The sequence below is a fragment of the Microcoleus sp. T3_B1 genome, from assembly GCF_036700445.1.
Lineage (GTDB): Bacteria > Cyanobacteriota > Cyanobacteriia > Cyanobacteriales > Microcoleaceae > Microcoleus.
Genome location: NZ_JAUBOX010000025.1, coordinates 26018 through 45642, shown reverse-complemented (window position 1 = coordinate 45642; position 19625 = coordinate 26018). Strand labels below are relative to the sequence as shown.

Below are 19625 nucleotides of genomic sequence, written 5' to 3'. Positions count from 1 at the left end.
TTCTACTGGCAAATAAACTGAGGCAGATATTGCTGTCTTGCGTCAGATGTTGAGTGGAAGCGATCGCCAAATAGCCACAAAAAAACAGAATAGTCAGAACCCCGACTTCTTGAATAAGTCGGGGCTCAGACAGTGAAAAAGTTGAGATTACTTTCTAGTTTAGTTTGCAGGAGCGAGGGAAACTAACAGAGTGATGTTGTCAACGCCGATGACATAAACCGTGTCTCCCGGTGTGAGGGTGATTTGGCGATCGCACCGTGCGGGCCACCAGCTACCTTGGAAGCGGACGCGACCTGTTTGATTCGGGTAAATCGATTCATCAACTACTGCTTCTTCGTTGAAGTAGTGGAAATTGGTGTTGATGTAGTTATCCATTAAGATATTCTTTTCTGTGCTGTAGGTGTGAAGAGAAAAAATAGAACCGAAAGCTTTTACTACGTTAAACATTTTGTTGACTCCTTTTGTGTTAAAATATATCGAAGTTTTATGGCCTATTTGAGGCTCTTTGAAAAGTAGCATTTCCTGGTTGAAATTGATTACCAGGTCTCTCATGCTCTGATTTAGTCTGCCGGAGCGAGGGAAACTAACAGAGTGATGTTGTCAACGCCGATGACATAAACCGTGTCTCCCGGTGTGAGGGTGATTTGGCGATCGCACCGTGCGGGCCACCAGCTACCTTGAAAGCGGACGCGACCTGTTTGATTCGGGTAAATCGATTCATCGACGACAGCTTCTTCGTTGAAGTAGTTAAAATTGGTGTTGACGTAATTTTTGATAAGCATATTGTTAGCTGTGCTGTATCCTTGGGTAGAGAAAATCGAGCCGAAAGCTTTTACTACGTTGAACATGATATTTACTCCTGTTGTGTTAAAATATATGGGGATGTGTAATTGTCGGTTTATGCTATTTGAGAGGCTGCATTTCCTCGGTTAAGATTGATTGATTGCCTTGATATTTCATTGTTCTTGCCTTCCGTGGTTTTATCAGGATAAAAGGCAAAGAATTTTTGAAATGTTGAGGGGATTTGAGAAGCGGTTGCGGGGAGTCTAAATCCCGTAATTCCGAGGTATTGAATTAAGGATTTAGTGGTTGAGCAGTTGGTGGGATTTACCTTAAGGGTAGATGTTGTTAGCTACATTAGAGATTGGCTGATTCCGCATTACTGCTGCTGTGAAAATGTTTTATTTTTGGGTTTTATGTTTTGATTGGGTTGTGACTCACTTGCTTTACACTTACTAATTTGCCAGGAGTCCAATATCTTTGGGGCGATCGCCAGTCCACTTTCCGAGTCTGGTACTGGCACATGACACTGAGAAACCTGCAAACAACGATTTTGCAGAGGTTTCTGCCTACCTATCAGGCTGCTGGCTGTGCCAATTTAGCCAACTGGACTACCGCCAACAGTGAATTATGAGCTTACGCAGTCTCGATCGCCCAATCCGGAATATCCATACATATCTAGTCCGTAACTGACGCACCAAACCCCTAAAAACCCGGTTTCTGACACCCAGTGCGCCATTAGGGGCCCGTAAGCGGATCTATGATATAAGCAAGTAAACTTGGCAACTCACCCGCCCTCCCCATGCGATATTGAGGTGTACCTACCTATTTAGGCCTAGACAATAGACCTCTTGCAAAAATCCTTTTCATCAATTGATGGGACGGGCTCTCCGGCCCATCTCCCAAGAAAAAATAACTCTTGTGGGATGGGCCGGAGAGCCCGTCCTAATTATTTTTGCAAGAGGTCTAATAGGCGATCGAGAGTTACGCAGATATCAGGAGGCGGTAGGAGTTTTTGATCGATGCAGGTCGATCGCACCCTGTTATCCAATTATTGAACAGGTCGAACTTAAAATCCATTCATAAATTCAGAATCTTAAATTCATAAAAGTCATACTTATAGACAACCTGCTGGATACTGCATAATTGTTACAGGAATTTTGAATAAAGTTTTAGCTAATTGAGACAAAGCGAACTTTAATTTAAGCGACTGTGGCAATTCTTGTACGGAAACTTCTACGAAGCCAAAGCGAGTATAAAATGATGCGAGTCGCTTTCCCAAACATTCTAAATATAGCGGTTCTGTAGCTTGTTGAATTAAATATTTTGTGAGGTAACTTCCCAAACCTCGATCGCGCCAATTTTTCGCCACCACCAAACTGCCCAATTCTTGCGCCCCCGCAAATTTCCGCAACTGTCCGCAAGCTGCCAATTTTCCCTCGCATTGGATGACCCAGAATTGCTCCCAGCGCAACTGAGTTGGATCGAGTCTGGCGCTCCACACTAAGATTCTAATTGATTTGATGTCTTGAGCACAGGCCGGGCGGATAACGCATTGTGGCGGCAACGAAAAAGAACTTTCATTCATTGTGATTCCTGTTGACTGTCTCGTTTGGATTGAGCTTTCAACATCCTTTCTTTTAACCGCACATTTCTCTCGGCAATTTCGGGATTTCCCTTATACCAAGGCGGAACATCGTCATAATCGGGAATTCCATCATCTATCAGATAGCGCGCGTTGGGCTGCTTGGGATAACCTGCAGCCAATCCTCCAGTACAGATAACAAACAAGGCTGTATTTTCAGCAGCTTTTAATGCTCTCTTTGCTGCGGGAGAAACTCTCACAATATCGCCGCCCTCAAGTGTCAATAGTTCCCCATCTACAACCATCAGGCCTTTGCCTTCAACTACAATATAAACTTCTTCTTGTTCTGCGTGGCTGTGAGTAAATGTGTAGCCATCGCCAGCAGGCAAGCGAATCAAACCTAAAGCTACTCCTTGTAGATTTAGCTGTCGCCAAGGGTTGGTGAGTTGGGGCAAATTGTTAAAGTCAAAGTGAGCTTTAGTGAATTTATTGTTACTTTCAGAATCTAGTTCCATATTATGTATTTAAGTATAAGAGGTGTTACTGGAAATTATACCAGCTAGCTGCTTCAAAATGCGAAAGACTTCGTAAAGTTCGTTTCCTGGACTCCCAATATCGAAAAGTTTAGACACGGCATACTGCGGTGTGCCTTGTTTGGTCACTTTGATAAATCGAAAGCTGCTGCCATTTGTCAGAAGCCCAAATGTTACTGGTTCTGGGCTGGGGTCATTCAGCATATAAAATAGTAACTGAGGAAGCCCAGCTTCAACGGAATATTGAGAGCGTTTGGCTTCGATCGCAACTACCCAAAAAGATTTCAGCAATAGCAGGACATCGATGCTACCCCTGACAATTGTATCTTCATCTTCAATAGTCAGTTCTACTGATTTTTCTGCCTCTATATGAAACGGAGTCAAGTAGAAATCTGCTAAAAATAGCAAGGGAGCCAGTACCACCATTTTTACGGTATCTTCCAGCATCGCGTACTTGACACTGTTGATATAACCTGCTTTTACGTTGTCGAGCGCTCGCTTTTTGTCATCGCTAATTTCCGGTAAATCGTCAATCCACTCCCGGAAGAATTGCTCATCTTCACAAAGTTGAAAATTAAATTTTGTTTCGACATCTAGCAGTGTCAGTGTTTTTGCTTGAATGCTTTGTGTCATAGTTTTATGTAGCTATTTGCTGGTTGGTGTTAATTGTAGCATATCAACTGTCGATCGCCTCCCACAAAACCTCCGCGCCAAACCTTACCGGATCGGTACAAGGCAATCCCGTTTCTGCTTGAACTTCAGCTATTGCTAACAGCGCATTTGCCTCATTTAAGTGATGAGTGTTGAGGGCGATCGCGCTCACTTTTCCCCCTGCAAAAGCACCCGCAGCAGCAGCTAACATTTCGTACAATTCAACCACTTTTGATAACCTGGGAATCGATACGTGCGGGTGATTGCGAATGCTAGTTTGTCCGGCTCGGTGCGCTAAAATTAAGTGAGTTGGCTGCGAACCCCGCAGCAGCGGCAGAGTCGCCGTCGAACCCGGATGCAATAGCGAACCTTGCCCTTCTACGTGCAGAATATCGCACTCAGAACCCAATTTAATCACCATTTCTTCGACAGCACCAGCCGCAAAATCAACTCGCACTGCATCCAAAGGAAGGCCTTCATTTCCAATCATTAAACCAGTTTGTCCCGTTGCTAAAAATTTGGAACGCCAACCCCGCCGCAAGCAAGTGCGATTGAGTTCCAGACTGGTTGACATTTTGCCAACGCTCATATCTGTGCCGACAGTTAATACGCGGCGACAACTTAATTTAGCTGCGGCAGCAGAGGCGATCGCACCCACAGATTTCGGTTCCTGACGCACGTCCCAAATCCATTGATTTTCGGTTAAAGGAACTGTTACCAAAGGTGCAAGTTTCGCGTGCAAACCATTGACAACTGACAAACCCGCTGCTACCGCTTGATTAATTTCTGGCAGCCATTCTGCAGGCAAAACACCGCCGGAAGGAGCGATACCAATTAGCAGAATATCCGGCGCAAATTTCAGTGCTTCTGCAACGGACGCAACTATCGGTACTTGTTGAGGAATGCCCGTTAATTCAGCCAAAGATTGTCCTGCACATTGGCGGTCTATTACTGCTACAATTTGTGCTTCGCTGTAGCGCAAAAATGCTAAACCTGTTTTGCCGGAATAACCAAGAATACCCTCGTGCAGCAGGATTGCAACTTTACCATTTTTGATCGGATAGTTTTTAGTCATTGATTCACTTTCAAGAGGGGGATTTTAGATTTTAGCTTCAATCTAAAATCTAAAATCTAAAATCGATTAGGTGTTAGCTGTGATTTGGGTTCAGGGTAAGATCACTCGGATCTTCTCCCAATTCTCGCAATCTGGCCTCTAGTCGCGAGGCTCGCTGGCGTTCCTGTTCCGCTTGCTGTTGAGCGGCTTCGGCTTGCTGTTGAGCGGCTTCCTCTGGCAACAAAACTAAATTGCCAGATTCATCGAAAAAACGCACCCAAGTCGCTGTTTCTCGATCGACAATTCCTTCCCAAGTGCCCAACCAAAAACCTAGGGTTTCGCACCACAGCCAACCCCGCTCGTTGGGCACTAACGGCTGATAACGCAGGGTGACATCTAAACGCCATCCTTGCAAAGAATTCGGCTCGAAAGGATCGAAAACAAAGTAATCAGGAGTTCTAAAAACCTGCTCGTAAATATCCTTTTTTTTGCCTGTGTCCTGATTTGCCGTTGACGGCGACAGCAGTTCCACAATGACATCCGGGTAACGTCCGTTTTCTTCCCAAACTACCCAGCCTTGTCGGGAAGGATTGCTGTCAACACCCAACACAGCGAAAAAATCCGGGCCTCGGAAATCCTGATTCCGAATCTGTTTAGCGCTGTAATAAATAAACATATTGCCACCGACAAAAAAATCGTTCCGGTTAGCTAAACCTTGTTCTACGGAACGGATTAAAACGGTCATTGCTATACGGTGGCGGTTGCTTTCCATTTCTGCACCATCATCAAAAATTAAATCAGTCGGCGGCTGGTGTTCTTCAAAGAAAAGCTTGGCTTCTCTATTAATTTGCTCTCCTATTGATTCTACTGGTATCATACTATCTCCAGATTTGTTTTGAGCGATACTTCTATTCTACAATCTCAATTCGTCGCACTCCCAATCCCGATCGCCCGTTTGGCAGCAAACACCCATTTTCGACGATCGCACCTGTGAAAGGATCGTCTAATAAATTTAAGTGACTGTCCAAATCCAAATAGTCAGCTAGCGGTGAAAGTTGTGCTGCTGCTGTATTTGCGATCGCGCTATCTGAATAGCAGCCGAACATTACTTGCAAATTGCAGGCTTTTGCTGTGTGAATCATCCGCATTGCTTCAGTCAATCCCCCTGACTTCATCATTTTGATATTGATGCCGTGGACGCAGTGCGCTAACTTGGGTATATCGGCACTATTAAAGCAACTTTCATCAGCAAAAATTTGTAGGGGCGATTGACGGTACAGTTCTGAGAATTCCTCCATATCTGCGACGGGTGAAAGTGGCTGTTCAACATAATTTATCTGGTATTTTTCCAGCCAGTGACACATCTCTATTGCATCTTTTAAACTCCAACCACCGTTAGCATCTACACTGATTTGAATGTTAACTGGTGCTTCGTCTAGCACTGCTATTAACATAGCTTTGTCGGCTTCGATTCCTTCGGGATTTCCTAATTTAATCTTAACGGCGCGGTATTTGATGCTTGCTGGATCTGTCGCATCTTTACCAAACCAATCGCGCACTCTTTCTCTTGCACTCCTCGGCGAATTAATGCCGATTGTGACGGAGGTGGGCACGATGCGCGATCGATCTAATCCCCACATTTTCCACAGGGGCAAGCCGGCTTTTTTGCCCAGCCAGTCGTGCATTGCCATGTCGATGCCGGCGCGGGCGGCTGAGGGTAAGTTGACCTCTGTTAATACTTGTTCGATTTTTTGGCGATCGCACGGAGTAAACTTTTCTAGCAGCGGTGCAACTTCCTGCAATGCGGCTAGCAGAATTTCGGTAGTTTGGGGTCGAGAACCTGTGGAAAACGGCGAAGCTTCTCCCCAGCCTTCGATGCCTTCGTGTGCTAATTTTACCCATAAATTGGTACTTTGGGCTGTTGTACCGCGGCTGATGGTAAGGGCAAACCGCTTGCGGACAGTGAAGGTTTCAATTTGAAGGTGCATTGTCAGTGATTGGTAATTTTTTATAGATAAAAATCAGAGGTGGCGGATTGCGCCGCTATTGCCATTTTTAACTTTTTACTTTAGAGTTTGATTTTGCTTGTTCTAGTTTATCAAAAAGTTGAGGAAATTCCTTATTTCTGTTTCGCCGAAGAGAGTTGCTTTCTCTCTCAGCATTTGGGTTCTATTCTTTGCTGTTGCTGGTTGCATCATACAAGTTCTGCGCTACGTTTTTAACTATTAAGAACGCTGGATTAGTTGATTTAAATTAGACAGATAAATAAATTATCCTTCGTGGTACTCGTCATTTACTTTGCTGTTTTGCGCGATTTGGCTAGGTATTATTGCTACGGCTAAGAAGAAGCAGGGCGATCGCTATTTTGGGCAATGGAAAGCGCTGGGGTTCATGTTTGGATTTTTTTGTTGACATGAAATCTTGAGTCTGCACGAAATATTAATTATTAACGATTTGGGAAAAGCACTGCATTTAGGAGGATTTTTTTACTTCATTTGGGTAATTCCGGGGGCGCTTTTTGTGGTGGTTACTGGGCTGGCTTATCTCAAGTTTCTCCTGCACCTACCCCGGAAAACAAGGGATTGTTTTTTACTGGCAGGCAGTATATATGTCGGTGGAGCACTTGGCATGGAAATGGTTACTGGCTATTATGCAGATGCGGTAGGTCAGCGAAACTTGATGTACGGTTTGATGACTTCTGTTGAGGAAATTATGGAAAGGGTAGGGGTGATCGTATTCATTTACGCCCTGCTGTCTTACATCGGTTCCCATCTTGAAACTATTGATTTGCGGTTGAAGATAGTGGATAATCGAGAGAGGTAAAACTGACGATCAACCAAGATTATTAACGAAATAGAAATCGCAGACTTTATGCCTATCTACTTCTACACCACTGGCAGCGAATACGGCTGTTTTTCTAATTTTTCCACTCATGGATTCGAGTTAGACGGAGAATATTGGCCAACTACTGAGCATTATTTTCAAGCACAAAAGTTTCCCCAAACGGCTCATTGTGACCAAATTCGCCAAGCAAAAACGCCGAAAGATGCCGCAAAAATGGGGCGCGATCGCTCTCGTCCCCTCCGCAAAGATTGGGAAAAAGTAAAAGATGATATCATGAGAAAAGCCGTACTCCGAAAATTTGAAACTCATTCCGAAATTAGAGAAATTTTACTAGCTACTGCGGATGAGGAAATAGTCGAAAATTCCCCGGTTGATTACTATTGGGGTTGCGGTAAAGATGGCAGCGGCAAAAATATGTTGGGCCAGATTTTAATGGAAGTAAGGGAAATATTGCGAAAACGCACGTCAGAGTAAAACAGAACTTAAATTTCCCAAACTAAAGCAGGACTTATTTAATCCTAAGTCCTGCAATGCTCGTCAGCGAGCATTTCCTCAATTTTCTTAAACACTGAACTTAAAAATCGGCATGAGCAACTGTCAAAACTTGTGTCAATCTCGTCGGGCTGTTCTAGTAGAGGGTTTAGCCTCTCCTCAGAGACTGCGAAGCAGGGGAAACGGTAAAAACCCTGCACCACTTTTTTTGTTTTAACAACTACTCTCAACCGGAATTAACTTTTATGGTTGGAAGTACAGCATTGTTAGCCAGTCGCCTCCCGGACACCGTTCCCCTAAAGTTGGCGATTCACAGGTAAAACAGCAAAACACCTGTTCTGGTTAAAGTTTGTTTTTTATTTATGCTGTATCTTTACTATTGTGTACGATTTGTGGAAAGTGTCAGCAGTGCTACAGAATTCTTTACATTTGTGATTTATTTGGATACCATCGCGCCACTCTGTCGCAGTTGCTGTTGAATTTTGTTAAATTCTTTCTGTTCTGCGCTTAGCAAAGTATTGTCGATCGACGATTGCATATCCCACTGCCATTCTGACAGCAAAATTAGACTGCCTGCCAGAACAATTCCCGTTGTCAAATACTGCCAAGGTGCGACAAAGGGCAATAATCCGATGCTAAATAGATGAGTTAGTCCGCTGAGGATAAAAGTGCGCGATCGCAAACCGAGTCCCGTCAACAAATAGCCGATCGCGCTCAACCCCAACCACAAATCGCAAAGGTGCAGCAACAAACCTGCCCAACCGGCAAAAATACTGCAATCGGTCAAAACCAAACCAGTTATCATCAAAATCGCCCAAGAGTAAAGAATCCAGCTAACTCGCTCGACTCTTACCCAAAACAAAGTCAAAACAGCCATTACCGCAGTGCCAACTAAAGTCAAAGTTGACCACAAAATCGCCTGAAAGCTCCAACTGATGGGGAAAAACTGAGCGGTGAAAAAAATCCCCCCTGTCACCAAACCCCAAAGCAGAAAAGTTTGGTCGATGCGGGTATAAAATCCTGAGAAAAGAGTAATATTTCCAATTTGCCAGCGGAGTTGCAACAGGCCTTCGATGTCTTGTACGTCGAGATGTTCCTGTTTGCAGCGGATTAGGGGTTCGGAGGCGTTGAAAAAGGTCATCCAGTGTTGGGGAAAGTATGAAGTTTTGTGTATTGTAACAAGTCTTAAGGAATATTTTTCAGATTTTTTCTTGTTCCCTGGCTCTGCCTGGGGACGCAGATTTGGAGGCTCTGCTTGCTGTTTTCCTGAGCAACCGAAGAGGCAGAAGGCTGCGTTAAGCTTTGGACTAACGCAGCCTTGAGATTTGAGCTCAAGCAAGTCTCCAATTCTTATCTGTTGGAGAATAAATGATGGCAACATTCACAAGAATTGAGCCATCTTTTTTGCCTGTCGAGTCAATTTGCCATGTACCTGTATCACCCTTCCGTAGATACGGTTTATTTTTCCTGAGTTGGTAGTAGATTGAGTTTGGTGAGCGGTCTACTATTTGGGCGGCACGTTTAACAGTGCAACCAAGTTCCACCGTAACTGCGATCGGCTGGGTGAACAGATTGAGCTGTTCGCTGTTATAATTAGTCATGAGAAATCCTTGGTCTATATAGACCATACACAACATGAGAGTGCTACTGGTTGCAGCCAGTGGCTCCCAAAAACTGATAAGCGATCGAAAGCGTCTCTAGTAACAGCTAGGGGCGCTTGTTTGCTTGTTAAGGGCAGTCTAACACTGCTTTAAAAAATATACAATAGAAATAACGTATTTTTTTTAAACTTATGGTAAATTAAACGTATAACTTCTCAAAGCCTTGTCTAACAAGGATTTTCTCCTTCCCGGCTCTGCCTGGGGAAGCTGATCAGGAGGCTCTGCTTCCTGTTTTCCTCCGCAACCGACGAGGCAGAGCCTCTAGATATCGCTTCCCCGGCTGTGCCTGGGAACCAGTTAAACCCAATAGATATTATGAAAAATACATTTATCTCTCGATTTACTCCTAGCTTGATGGCCCCAGAAACCCTGGAAGCTATCTTAGTACAGCGTCACGCACTGGCAGAACATTTAGTCGAGCTAATTCGGGTGAGCGCGCTAACAGATAACAAGCATTTTCAACTACTAATAGGGCCGCGCGGCATTGGCAAAACGCACTTGGTTTCCCTGATTTATCATCGCGTTGCTAAGATGGAAGATTGGCGGGATAAATTGCTAATTGCGTGGCTGCAGGAAGAAGAATGGGGGATTGCATCTTTTTTGGATTTATTGCGGGGAATATTCCGGGCAATTGCTAAAGAATATGAGGCAGAATATAAAGCTGAGTTACATGATGATGTTGAAAAGCTTTATGATTTGTCGCCGGAGCAAGCTGAATTTAAGGCGGCAGAATTGCTGAGAGACTTTGTTGGCAAGCGGGTGCTGTTGTTGATTGTCGAAAATTTAGAGGACGTGTTTAGCGGCTTGGGGGATTTTGGGCAGAAGCAGTTGAGGGCGTACATTCAAAATTATTCTTTTTTGACTATTTTGGCAACATCACAAAGCTTGTTTGAGGGAGTCAAACTCTCTAATAATCCTTTTTATGATTTTTTTGATTTACATGAATTAGATGAGTTTAATGTCGATGATGCTGTAGCTTTATTAAATCATATTGCCAAGTTAGAAGGGAATAGTGATTTAGCATCTTTTATTCAAAGTCCAACAGGGCGCGATCGCATTAAAGTTGTGCATTACCTTTCTGGTGGAAGTCCTCGCGTCTACATTGTTTTTTCAGCTTTTCTGATGACTCCTGAATCGCTCGATAAATTGGTAGAACCGTTCATGGAAATGCTGGATAGCCTCACGCCCTACTATCAGGATCGGATGAAATATCTATCAAATCAGCAGCGAAAGATTGTTGACTTTTTGTGCGATCGAGGTGGTGCTGCACCAGTAAAACAAATTGCTAAACGCTGTTTCATTGAGCAGCGAACTGTATCTAGCCAACTTAAAGATTTGCGAAATAAGGGTTATGTCAAAACTGAGGAAATTGGACGGGAGTCTTGGTATGAATTGCGGGAACCATTGATGCGTTTTTGTCTGGAGGTAAAGAAGCAGCGAAATGAACCGATTCGATTAATTGTGGATTTTATTCGGGTTTGGTATACGCGGAAAGAATTGCAGCAGCGATTGGGATTGAGGATGGCGGATGTTGATTTGGCGGAGAAAGAAAGTCATTTTATGTATCGGCAAGGTTTGAAACCGATTTCACCTGATGCTGTGATGGAACGAGAATATTATACGCGGGCGCTTGAGGCTATTGAGAGAAATGAGGAAGACCCGCGTCTGAAGGCTTATTTTGATGAAATTGAATATTGTCGCGAACAAAAAGATGATGTTTCTGCTTTAGAATATGCGGAAAAGTTGGTAGAAAGTCGCGGTGAGGCAAAGGATTGGGTAGAAAAGGGACGCTGCTTAAATAGGCTTAAACACCACGAGGAAGCTTTGGAATGTTTAGATAAGGCTATTGAAAAGGACTCCTATGATGGCAGGGCTTGGCGTATCCGAGGTGATGTACTGGACGACTTAGAACGTTATGATGAAGCTGTAGAATCTTTAGATAAAGCTATTAAAATTGATCCGAATAATGCTTCATCGTGGCGTATCCGAGGTTATGTACTCAAAAACCTCGAACGCTATGAAGAAGCCTTAGTATCTTACGATCGGGCGATCGAAATTGACGACAATAATAAGTTAGCTTGGCATTGGCGAGGCGATGTACTCAACAACAACCTCGAACGCTATGAAGAAGCCTTAGTATCCTACGACAAAGCGATCGAGCTTGACCTAAATTATCAGCCGACTTGGGTTAACCGAGCCATTGTACTCGACAACCTCGAACGTTATGAAGAAGCCTTAGTATCCTATGACAAAGCGATCGAGCTTGACCCTAATTATCAGTTGGCTTGGGTTAACAGAGCCATTGTACTCCACAACCTCGAACGTTATGAAGAAGCCTTAGTATCCTATGACAAAGCGATCGAACTAGACCCTAATTATCAGTTGGCTTGGACTAACCGAGGTATTGTACTCAACAACCTCAAACGCTACGATGAAGCCTTAGCATCTTTCGATCAGGCGATCAAACTTGACCCTAATGATAAGTGGGCTTGGGCTAATCGAGGTTATGTACTCTACAAACTCAAACGCTATGAAGAAGCTTTAGAATCCTTTGATGGGACGATCGAACTTGACCCTAATGATAATTTGGCTTGGGCTAATCGAGGTTATGTACTCTACAAACTCAAACGCTATGAACAAGGTTTAGCATCCTTAGATCGGGCGATCGAGCTTGATGTCAATGATCCGTATTCTTGGTCTCACCGAGGCTGCTTGCTAGAGAAACTCGGCCGCTATGAACAAGGTTTAGCATCATTAGATCGGGCGATTGAGCTTGATGTCAATGATCCGCAGCTTTGGTCTGACCGAGGCTGCTTGCTAGGCAAACTCGGCCGCTATGAAGAAGCTTTAATATCTTGTAATAAAGCGCTCGAACTTGACAGCAATTATGAGTGGGCTGGGTTTACCCGAGGCTGGGTGCTAGGCAAACTCGGCCGCTATGAAGAAGTTTTAGCATCTTGCGATAAAGCGATCAAACTTGGTAAGGAAGGTGTACCTGTCTTCTTCAATCGCGCCATTGCCATTCTAGGATTAAATCGTTGGGATGAAGGTATCGCCACCTTAGACGACGCATTCCAACACCTTACTTTAGACGACGCATTCCAACACCTTGAATTAAACTACGAAGCTATTCCCGAAGATGGCGATTTAATGATCGGCACCCTATTCTCCAGCAACTATGCAGCCCTAAGTCAGACTCGCATCGCTAGCCTGATTACACTTTATGAAAAACACGAATATCTCTCAGTTTTAGGACAGGGAATTGTGGGAAATATCCCCGCGCTAATGTCAGAAATGGTCAGCGACAAAGCCGCACGCACTTGGTTAGAATTGTGGCAAGAACCAACCAGCAACTACGAACAATTCAAAATTCCCATCCGCCTGCTGAATGCGGCTGTCCGCTATAAGGAAACCAAGGGCGACAGACGAGTTTTGCTAGAACTTCCCATAGAAGAACGCAATTTATTAGAACCATTGGTGTCAACAAAACCAGAATAAGTAAAACAGGACTTACGCACTCCGACAAAGAAACCGGGTTTTTTACCTAATCTGCCGATTGCAACGAAGTCTTTTCGTGAAAAACCCGGTTTCTGGGCCCCCTGCGTAAGTCCTATAAAATAGGTATAAAATAGAAATTGATGCTACTAGCAATGGAGTCATCCCCATGACAACAACAATTACCACTCAAACTTTGCCAGAAATCATCTACCCAGACAGCGACGGAAAACCAATGTCTGACAATACCAAACAGTTCCAATTAATAGTAAAAATTCAAGGTGGAATAGATGCCTTATTCAAAGACAACGAAAATGTCTTTGTAGCAGGTGATTTGCTGTGGTATCCCGTGGAAGGAGATAACAAAACTCGCCAAGCACCTGATACGATGGTAGTGTTTGGCAGACCGAAAGGTTACAGAGGTTCCTACCAACAGTGGCTTGAAGATAATATCGCCCCGCAAGTTGTCTTTGAAATCCTCTCGCCGGGAAATCGAATCGGAGCACTGTTTAAGCTGTTTAATTTCTACCAGGATTATGGAGTCGAAGAATATTATGTCTACAGTCCAGAGGATAATGAATTAATTGGTTGGCTGCGTTCTGATGGAAAACTCAACTATATTGAATTAATGGATGGTTGGGTGAGTCCGCGTTTGCAGATACGTTTTCAAACTGCATCGGGAGACTTGGAAATTTATCGGCCTGATGGACAGAAGTTTTTGTCTTATGTGGAGTTGTCAAGACAACAGGAATCAGCACAGCGACAAATGGAACTAACACAGCAACAAATGGAACAAGAACGGCAAGATAAAGAGTTAGCACAGCAAAAAGCCGATCGCCTATCCGAGAAATTGCGAGAAATGGGCATCAATCCCGACGAAATTTGAACAAAAAAGACCGGGCGGTTAAAACCGGGTTATTTTCTTCCGTCCACAGAGGCGGACATCGTTTGTATAGGCGCGATTTCAATCGCCGTCTTATCTTTGTTTGTATAGATGCGATTTCAATCGCCGTGATTTCTATTTTTTATTTTCAATCCTCAAACAACCTATAATAACTTGACCTATTAGCAAGCCGCCATGCAAAATCCCCGCCAAATAGCCTTTCTCGCACTCCGCGAAGTCCACCGTCGCGGTGCATTCGCAGATGCCGCACTCGATCGCGCTTTCAGCAATTCTCAACTCAACGACCTCGATCGGCGTTTAGTGACAGAATTAGTTTACGGTAGCGTCAGGAGAATGCGATCGATCGACTTCATCATCGACAAACTAGCAACAAAGAAATCCTCCCAACAACCGCCAGAACTCCGCACCATCCTACATTTAGGCTTATATCAACTCGAATATCTCAACCAAATTCCCCCCTCCGCCGCCGTCAACACCACCGTTCAACTAGCCAAAGAAAACGGATTTTCAGGACTCAGCAGTTTTGTCAACGGTTTGTTGCGCCAATACATCCGTTTAACAGATAACAACTTAAACCCATTAACAGTTACGAATTATAAATCAACTGTCGAACGCTTAGGAATTCTGCACAGCTTCCCCGAATGGCTGGTAAAATTGTGGATCGAACAAATAGGCGAAACCGAAACCGAACAACTCTGTGAATGGTTCAACCAATCCCCCACAATTGACCTGAGAATCAATCCCTTAAAAAGCTCGATCGCCCAAATCGAAACTGCCTTCAAAACCCACAACATCTCAACTAGCAGAATCCCACACTTACCACAAGCATTAAGACTAAATGGCAGCATCGGCGCAATTCAAAACCTCCCCGGATACAGCGAAGGTTGGTGGACAATCCAAGACAGCAGCGCTCAATTAGTCACCCATTTACTAGCGCCCCAGCCAGGGGAAACTATCATCGATGCCTGCGCCGCGCCGGGGGGAAAAACCACCCACAGCGCCGAATTAATGCAGGATGAAGGGACAATTTATGCCTGCGACAAAACCGCCAGCAGACTCAAAAAACTTAAAGAAAATGCAGACAGACTCCAGATGAAATCCATTAAAATTCATACCGGAGACAGCCGCCATTTCCCAGAGTTTGTTAATCTCGCAGACAGAGTTTTACTAGACGCACCTTGTTCTGGCCTCGGAACCCTCCACCGCCGCGCCGACGCCCGCTGGCATCACACGCCCGAAAACATTCAACAACAATCTCAACTGCAATCGGAATTGCTAGCAAATGCAGCGACATTTGTCAAGTCCGGCGGCGTATTAGTTTATGCAACTTGCACAATTCATCCCTTGGAAAATGAAACAGTTATTCGATCGTTCTTAGGCAACAATCCCAACTGGCAAATAGAACCGCCAACAATTGATTTACCCGTACAGCCCTCACCCGAAGGATGGGTGAAAGTGTGGCCGCACAGACATCACATGGACGGCTTTTTTATGGTGAGGCTAAAGCAATTAAAAAACGAGTAATACCAATTTTTTATGAGGCCCCGTAGAATCCGATCCCCCCTAGCCAAGGGCGGGCACGGGGGCACCGCCCCTACTAAGGGGGGGACAAGATTCCGATCTTTCGTCCCCCTTCTTAAGGGGGATGCGAGGGGGATCGAGATATGTGCAACTTCACATTAAATTGGTATAAAGTCCTTACTCCAAACCGATAGTTTAATAAGCCGGTTCTTGATAAGCTGGCTCTTCATAAGCAGGCTCTTGATAAGCCGGCTCTTGATAAGCTGGTTCTTGATAAGCAGGCTCTTGCGGTGGGTAATACTTCGGTTCAGGATTAGGATTGTAAGGCACGATCGCACCATCCTCATTCACAATCATCCCGCGAATAATCCTCTTAGGCTCCACCGGTTTGGGCTTAATACTGCGTTTGCGGCCCTCTAACTCCGGCAACTTCGGAAACTTCTCAACCGGCATTCCCTTAACAGCTTGACTCATAAAATCGCGCCAATTATACGCCGCCGTACCGCTAGTTCCCCAGGTGGGATAATTGTCATCATTCCCTAGCCAAACCCCAGTCACAACTTGTGGAATGTAACCAATAAACCACAAATCCCTGACATTTTCCGAAGTACCGGTTTTGCCGGCTACAGCGCGATCGTTTAAAGCCGCAGGCCCCCCCGTACCGTCTTGCACCACACCCTCCAACATCCAAGTAGTAATCGCAGCACTATCCTTATCCAAAACCCGCTTCGGTTTAAAATTCGCCTGATAAATCACATCTCCCCGCTGATTAATCACCCGCTTAATTCCGTGGGCTTCAATAAAATTCCCTTGCGATGCTAAAGTACCGTAAGCATTGGTTAACTCCAGCAAATTCACCTCCGAAGAACCCAAAGCCAAGGAATAAATCGGACTCAATTTCGACTTAATTCCCATATCGTTGGCTAATTTTATCGCCGGTTCAAACCCCACATCCATCAACACCTTCACAGCTACGACATTCACCGAACTCGTCAAAGCATCCGAGATCGATCGCCAACCGCTAAATTTTTTGCCATAATTATTCGGTTGATAGCCGTCGATAATAATTGGTTCGTCTTCGTAACTGTCATAGGGAGAAAAACCAGCCGCCATCGCTGCTGCGTAAACCAAGCCTTTAAACGTCGATCCGGGCTGCCGCAAAGCCTGCGTAGCACGGTTAAACTGACTTTCTTTATAATTTCCGCCGCCCACCAGGGCCTTAACTTCCCCAGTCTTAGTGTCCATAGAAACTAAAGCCGCCTGTTCAAAACCCTGACGGCGGCCATCAACTTCGATCGCATCTTTAACCACCTTTTCCGCTATTTTCTGCCACTTCAAATCCACCGTCGTCTCGACAGTCAAACCGCCAGCTTCCAAAGCATCCTGAGAAACATAGCGCGGCAATTCCTTCCGAATGTAACTAGCAAAATAAGGCGCGACTACTTTAAATCGCTTCGGCGGACTTGGTTTAACGGCGATCTGTTCCGCCATCGCCTCCTTCGCCTGAACCTCTGTAATTACCTTTGCTTCCTGCATTTGTTGCAGCACCAGATTGCGGCGTTTCTTAGCAATATCGGGATTAACCAAAGGCGAATATTCGCTCGGTGCCGGCGGCAAGCCCGCCAAAGTTGCCATCTCGGCCAAAGTTAATTTATCGACTGTTTTGCTAAAGAAAACCCAAGCTGCATCTGCCACTCCGTAGGCATCCGAACCCAAATAAACCAGATTTAAATATCTTTCTAAAACTTGGTCTTTACTCAACTCCCGCTCTATTTTTTGAGCTAAAAGAGCTTCCCGAACCTTCCGCCTAATACTTCTTTCCTGATTGAGAAAAACAACGCGAGCCAATTGTTGGGTAATTGTACTGCCGCCCTGCACTAAATCTCTTGCTATCAAATTAGAAACAATCGATCGCACAATACCTTGATAATCCACCCCGCGATGTTGGTAAAAACGGCGGTCTTCTATGGCAATAAAAGCTTTAACCAACATTTCGGGAATTTCTTGAAGTTTCAGTTTATCTCTAGTTGCAGGCCCCGACTGCAACAAAATCGTATTATCTGCCGCCTTAATTGTCAGTGTCCCGTCGCGGTTAAAGGCCGACAAATCGTTAACATCCGGCAAACCTTTGTCTAAGGTGTACAAAATCCATAAACCGTAGATTAAAGCGCCCCCGCCTATACTGGCCACACCTAAACTTATCCAAAATCTAGGGCGACGGGAGATCCGTTTTTTAGGATTTTCCTGCGGTGCGCTATTTTCCTGCGGTGCGCTAATTTCCTGTAGTTCCGTATGTCTCTGCAGTTCGGTGTTCTGCGGTGCGCTATTTTCCCGCAATTGGCTACTATCCGATTTTTTGGGTGATTTAGTTCCCAGCAAACTTAATCCCGGCCGCAACAATTCTTTTCCCTTGGTTTGCAAGCTGGTAACTTGAGGTTCAATTTCCAACCAAGCGATTAAGCGCCTCAACCCTTCCCACCTGCGGTTGACTATTGGATATCGAGCGTATTCTGGTTCTAAATATTCTGATTCTAAATATTCTGATTCTAATTCAGACTCTTCTAGAGGTGCAGCATCTTCTGATACCACATACTCCGATCTTTGGGCCGTTGTCCCTGTATAAAATTCCGCCTCCGATTCCGGCGAGTTGAGCTTATTGCCCTTCGCAGGCTTCGGCGGTTCTCGATCGGAATTACCGCTTATTGCGTTAGTGACTTTGCTCAATGTATCTTTGATATTTGAGAAAAATTCTGCCACGTTCAGACCTTCACACCTCATCAAGTCCGATTAAAAACTAAGAATTGAAAAAAGCTAGCTTTTTTAATTCTTAATTTTTAATTCGACATTTTTTCTTGAATAACCCGCTGCCTTGAATTAGATTTTTTGAATTAAAAACTTTTTAATTCAAAACTCAAATTCAAAACTTTTCTTAACAATGCAGAGCTTGGTATTTTTTTGAGAAGTGAATTAGATTTTTTGAATTCAAAATTTTTTAACTCAAACCTCAAAACTCTGCTTAACTCGCATGACCCAGTGCCAAGGCTGCTACCAGCATACCCAAAACCAGGAAAGGCTGAGCACTTGCCTGATATTTAACATCATTTTCCAGGGGATTACGCAAAAAGTACATATCCTGAAAAGTAATTTGGGGAATTATCAGCAGCAGCAGAATGACAGCGTAAAGGTTTTGGTGGATGCTGATCAGGTAGCCTGCAATCCCAGCTTGAAAGATGTCTATCATCAACACGCAAATCCAAGCTGCGGTGCTGATGCCAAACATCACTGGCAAAGATTTTAACCCTAATTGCCGATCGCCCTCAACACTTTTGAAATCGTTGACGATCGCAATCCCCAGCCCTGCCAAACTGTAAAACAGGGTCAAGATCATAATCGTGGGATCTAGTGTACCAAACAAAGCTTGACCCGCCCACCAAGGCAGGGCAATGTAGCTAGCACCCAGGGCATAATTTCCCAACCAGCCATTCTGCTTGAGTTTCAGCGGGGGCGCAGAGTAGATATAAGCTAGAAACGCGCCACCGAGAGTCAAAACAGTCATTATCGGGAATTCATGACCCGCCCACAAGTCTAGAGCATAAGCCACCCCAATGCCAGCGGCTAATAATACCAATATTTGCGTTACTACTTGGGGAATCGAGATGATACCGGAGGGAATCGGACGGTAGGGTTCGTTAATGGCGTCGATGTCGCGATCGTAAAAATCGTTCAAAGTTTGAGTGTACCCGGTCAACAACGGCCCTGACATCAACATACAAGCGGCTGCGATCAAGAAATTCTCTAGGTTCCACACATAGTTTCCAGAAGACGCCGCCCCGCACACCACGCCCCAAATTAAGGGAATCCAGGTAATCGGTTTCATCAATTGCAAGCGAATCTTCCAGATGGAAGTTTCCCCGCTAGCTGCCCCTTTCATGCCCAACAGTTGCCTAGTTTTGGCACTGCGGTTTTCGGTAGCAACACTTTCCGGTGCAGCTTCTGGGGAGATTTGGGATGGAGGAGAGTCAGACATAATTTGATGTTAGCGGTACTGCTACTATTGTGTCGTTTTGCATTTCATTGACACTCTCCGGGCTAAAGCCACAGAGAT

General features: G+C 44.7%; 17 protein-coding genes. 5 read left to right on the top strand and 12 right to left on the bottom strand.

Annotated elements, in window-relative coordinates; all coding sequences use genetic code 11:
* Positions 1-159: 159 nt before the first annotated feature.
* The 8 genes from QT990_RS15600 to QT990_RS15565 form a co-directional block, all read right to left on the bottom strand.
* Positions 160-447 carry an NfeD family protein gene (locus QT990_RS15600; protein ID WP_333138613.1) on the bottom strand — a complete coding sequence of 96 codons (288 nt, stop codon included), beginning with the start codon at positions 445-447 and terminating at the stop codon, positions 160-162.
* Positions 448-560: 113 nt separating this feature from the next.
* The gene (locus tag QT990_RS15595) at positions 561-848 is read right to left on the bottom strand and encodes an NfeD family protein (RefSeq protein ID WP_333101688.1); all 288 of its coding nucleotides are present in this window, start codon (positions 846-848) and stop codon (positions 561-563) included.
* Positions 849-1897: 1049 nt separating this feature from the next.
* Positions 1898-2368, bottom strand: coding sequence for a GNAT family N-acetyltransferase (locus tag QT990_RS15590; RefSeq protein WP_333309125.1), 471 nt, complete (start codon positions 2366-2368; stop codon positions 1898-1900).
* Positions 2365-2880, bottom strand: coding sequence for a cupin domain-containing protein (locus QT990_RS15585; protein ID WP_333138620.1), 516 nt, complete (start codon positions 2878-2880; stop codon positions 2365-2367). Before QT990_RS15585 ends, QT990_RS15590 begins: the two co-directional genes overlap by 4 nt.
* 9 nt (positions 2881-2889) lie before the next feature.
* Positions 2890-3531: a type I restriction endonuclease gene (locus QT990_RS15580; RefSeq protein ID WP_333138622.1), complete on the bottom strand. Its 642-nt coding sequence runs from the start codon at positions 3529-3531 to the stop codon at positions 2890-2892.
* A gap of 43 nt (positions 3532-3574) precedes the next feature.
* On the bottom strand, positions 3575-4624 hold the full coding sequence (locus QT990_RS15575) for a DUF1611 domain-containing protein (protein ID WP_333138624.1): 1050 nt from the start codon (positions 4622-4624) through the stop codon (positions 3575-3577).
* A gap of 73 nt (positions 4625-4697) precedes the next feature.
* Positions 4698-5480: a Uma2 family endonuclease gene (locus QT990_RS15570; RefSeq protein ID WP_333465443.1), complete on the bottom strand. Its 783-nt coding sequence runs from the start codon at positions 5478-5480 to the stop codon at positions 4698-4700.
* 31 nt (positions 5481-5511) lie between these two features.
* Positions 5512-6591 (bottom strand): dipeptide epimerase, encoded by a 1080-nt coding sequence (locus tag QT990_RS15565; RefSeq protein ID WP_333138628.1) that lies wholly within the window; start codon positions 6589-6591, stop codon positions 5512-5514.
* A gap of 433 nt (positions 6592-7024) precedes the next feature.
* Here QT990_RS15565 and QT990_RS15560 point away from each other — a divergent pair, with 433 nt between their 5' ends.
* Together QT990_RS15560 and QT990_RS15555 are read left to right on the top strand one after the other, a co-directional pair.
* Positions 7025-7426, top strand: coding sequence for a hypothetical protein (locus QT990_RS15560; protein ID WP_333138630.1), 402 nt, complete (start codon positions 7025-7027; stop codon positions 7424-7426).
* Positions 7427-7474: 48 nt separating this feature from the next.
* Complete coding sequence (locus tag QT990_RS15555; RefSeq protein WP_333138632.1) at positions 7475-7921, top strand: NADAR family protein; 447 nt, start codon at positions 7475-7477, stop codon at positions 7919-7921.
* A gap of 454 nt (positions 7922-8375) precedes the next feature.
* Here QT990_RS15555 and QT990_RS15550 read toward each other — a convergent pair whose 3' ends face one another.
* Positions 8376-9080 (bottom strand): hypothetical protein, encoded by a 705-nt coding sequence (locus QT990_RS15550; protein ID WP_333138634.1) that lies wholly within the window; start codon positions 9078-9080, stop codon positions 8376-8378.
* A gap of 190 nt (positions 9081-9270) precedes the next feature.
* Positions 9271-9540 carry a hypothetical protein gene (locus QT990_RS15545; protein ID WP_333138636.1) on the bottom strand — a complete coding sequence of 90 codons (270 nt, stop codon included), beginning with the start codon at positions 9538-9540 and terminating at the stop codon, positions 9271-9273.
* 375 nt (positions 9541-9915) lie between these two features.
* Between QT990_RS15545 and QT990_RS15540 the strand changes: the two genes are divergently transcribed.
* The 3 genes from QT990_RS15540 to QT990_RS15530 all read left to right on the top strand — a co-directional run bounded on the left by QT990_RS15540 (position 9916) and on the right by QT990_RS15530 (position 15523).
* Positions 9916-13098, top strand: a complete 3183-nt coding sequence (locus QT990_RS15540; protein ID WP_333465442.1) for a tetratricopeptide repeat protein — start codon at positions 9916-9918, stop codon at positions 13096-13098.
* A 166-nt stretch (positions 13099-13264) separates the two neighbouring features.
* Positions 13265-13981: a Uma2 family endonuclease gene (locus QT990_RS15535; RefSeq protein ID WP_333465441.1), complete on the top strand. Its 717-nt coding sequence runs from the start codon at positions 13265-13267 to the stop codon at positions 13979-13981.
* Positions 13982-14173: 192 nt separating this feature from the next.
* Positions 14174-15523: a 16S rRNA (cytosine(967)-C(5))-methyltransferase gene (locus tag QT990_RS15530; RefSeq protein ID WP_333465440.1), complete on the top strand. Its 1350-nt coding sequence runs from the start codon at positions 14174-14176 to the stop codon at positions 15521-15523.
* A gap of 192 nt (positions 15524-15715) precedes the next feature.
* On the opposite strand, the gene QT990_RS15525 is transcribed toward QT990_RS15530, so the two are convergent.
* Together QT990_RS15525 and chlG are read right to left on the bottom strand one after the other, a co-directional pair.
* Positions 15716-18298 (bottom strand): penicillin-binding protein 1A, encoded by a 2583-nt coding sequence (locus QT990_RS15525; protein WP_333465439.1) that lies wholly within the window; start codon positions 18296-18298, stop codon positions 15716-15718.
* Between the two features lie 238 nt (positions 18299-18536).
* Entirely contained in the window at positions 18537-19547 is a 1011-nt protein-coding gene (gene chlG / locus QT990_RS15520; protein WP_333138645.1) for a chlorophyll synthase ChlG, read from the bottom strand.
* Positions 19548-19625 lie beyond the last annotated feature (78 nt).

Bases quoted from the DNA above. Each gene is read 5' to 3' on its own strand.
- QT990_RS15600 (WP_333138613.1), bottom strand. From the start codon at position 447: ATGTTTAACGTAGTAAAAGCTTTCGGTTCTATTTTTTCTCTTCACACC.
- QT990_RS15550 (WP_333138634.1), bottom strand. From the start codon at position 9,080: ATGACCTTTTTCAACGCCTCCGAACCCCTAATCCGCTGCAAACAGGAA.
- QT990_RS15525 (WP_333465439.1), bottom strand. From the start codon at position 18,298: ATGAGGTGTGAAGGTCTGAACGTGGCAGAATTTTTCTCAAATATCAAA.
- QT990_RS15590 (WP_333309125.1), bottom strand. From the start codon at position 2,368: ATGAATGAAAGTTCTTTTTCGTTGCCGCCACAATGCGTTATCCGCCCG.
- QT990_RS15575 (WP_333138624.1), bottom strand. From the start codon at position 4,624: ATGACTAAAAACTATCCGATCAAAAATGGTAAAGTTGCAATCCTGCTG.
- QT990_RS15540 (WP_333465442.1), top strand. From the start codon at position 9,916: ATGAAAAATACATTTATCTCTCGATTTACTCCTAGCTTGATGGCCCCA.
- chlG (WP_333138645.1), bottom strand. From the start codon at position 19,547: ATGTCTGACTCTCCTCCATCCCAAATCTCCCCAGAAGCTGCACCGGAA.
- QT990_RS15535 (WP_333465441.1), top strand. From the start codon at position 13,265: ATGACAACAACAATTACCACTCAAACTTTGCCAGAAATCATCTACCCA.
- QT990_RS15565 (WP_333138628.1), bottom strand. From the start codon at position 6,591: ATGCACCTTCAAATTGAAACCTTCACTGTCCGCAAGCGGTTTGCCCTT.
- QT990_RS15570 (WP_333465443.1), bottom strand. From the start codon at position 5,480: ATGATACCAGTAGAATCAATAGGAGAGCAAATTAATAGAGAAGCCAAG.
- QT990_RS15545 (WP_333138636.1), bottom strand. From the start codon at position 9,540: ATGACTAATTATAACAGCGAACAGCTCAATCTGTTCACCCAGCCGATC.
- QT990_RS15595 (WP_333101688.1), bottom strand. From the start codon at position 848: ATGTTCAACGTAGTAAAAGCTTTCGGCTCGATTTTCTCTACCCAAGGA.
- QT990_RS15530 (WP_333465440.1), top strand. From the start codon at position 14,174: ATGCAAAATCCCCGCCAAATAGCCTTTCTCGCACTCCGCGAAGTCCAC.
- QT990_RS15580 (WP_333138622.1), bottom strand. From the start codon at position 3,531: ATGACACAAAGCATTCAAGCAAAAACACTGACACTGCTAGATGTCGAA.
- QT990_RS15585 (WP_333138620.1), bottom strand. From the start codon at position 2,880: ATGGAACTAGATTCTGAAAGTAACAATAAATTCACTAAAGCTCACTTT.
- QT990_RS15555 (WP_333138632.1), top strand. From the start codon at position 7,475: ATGCCTATCTACTTCTACACCACTGGCAGCGAATACGGCTGTTTTTCT.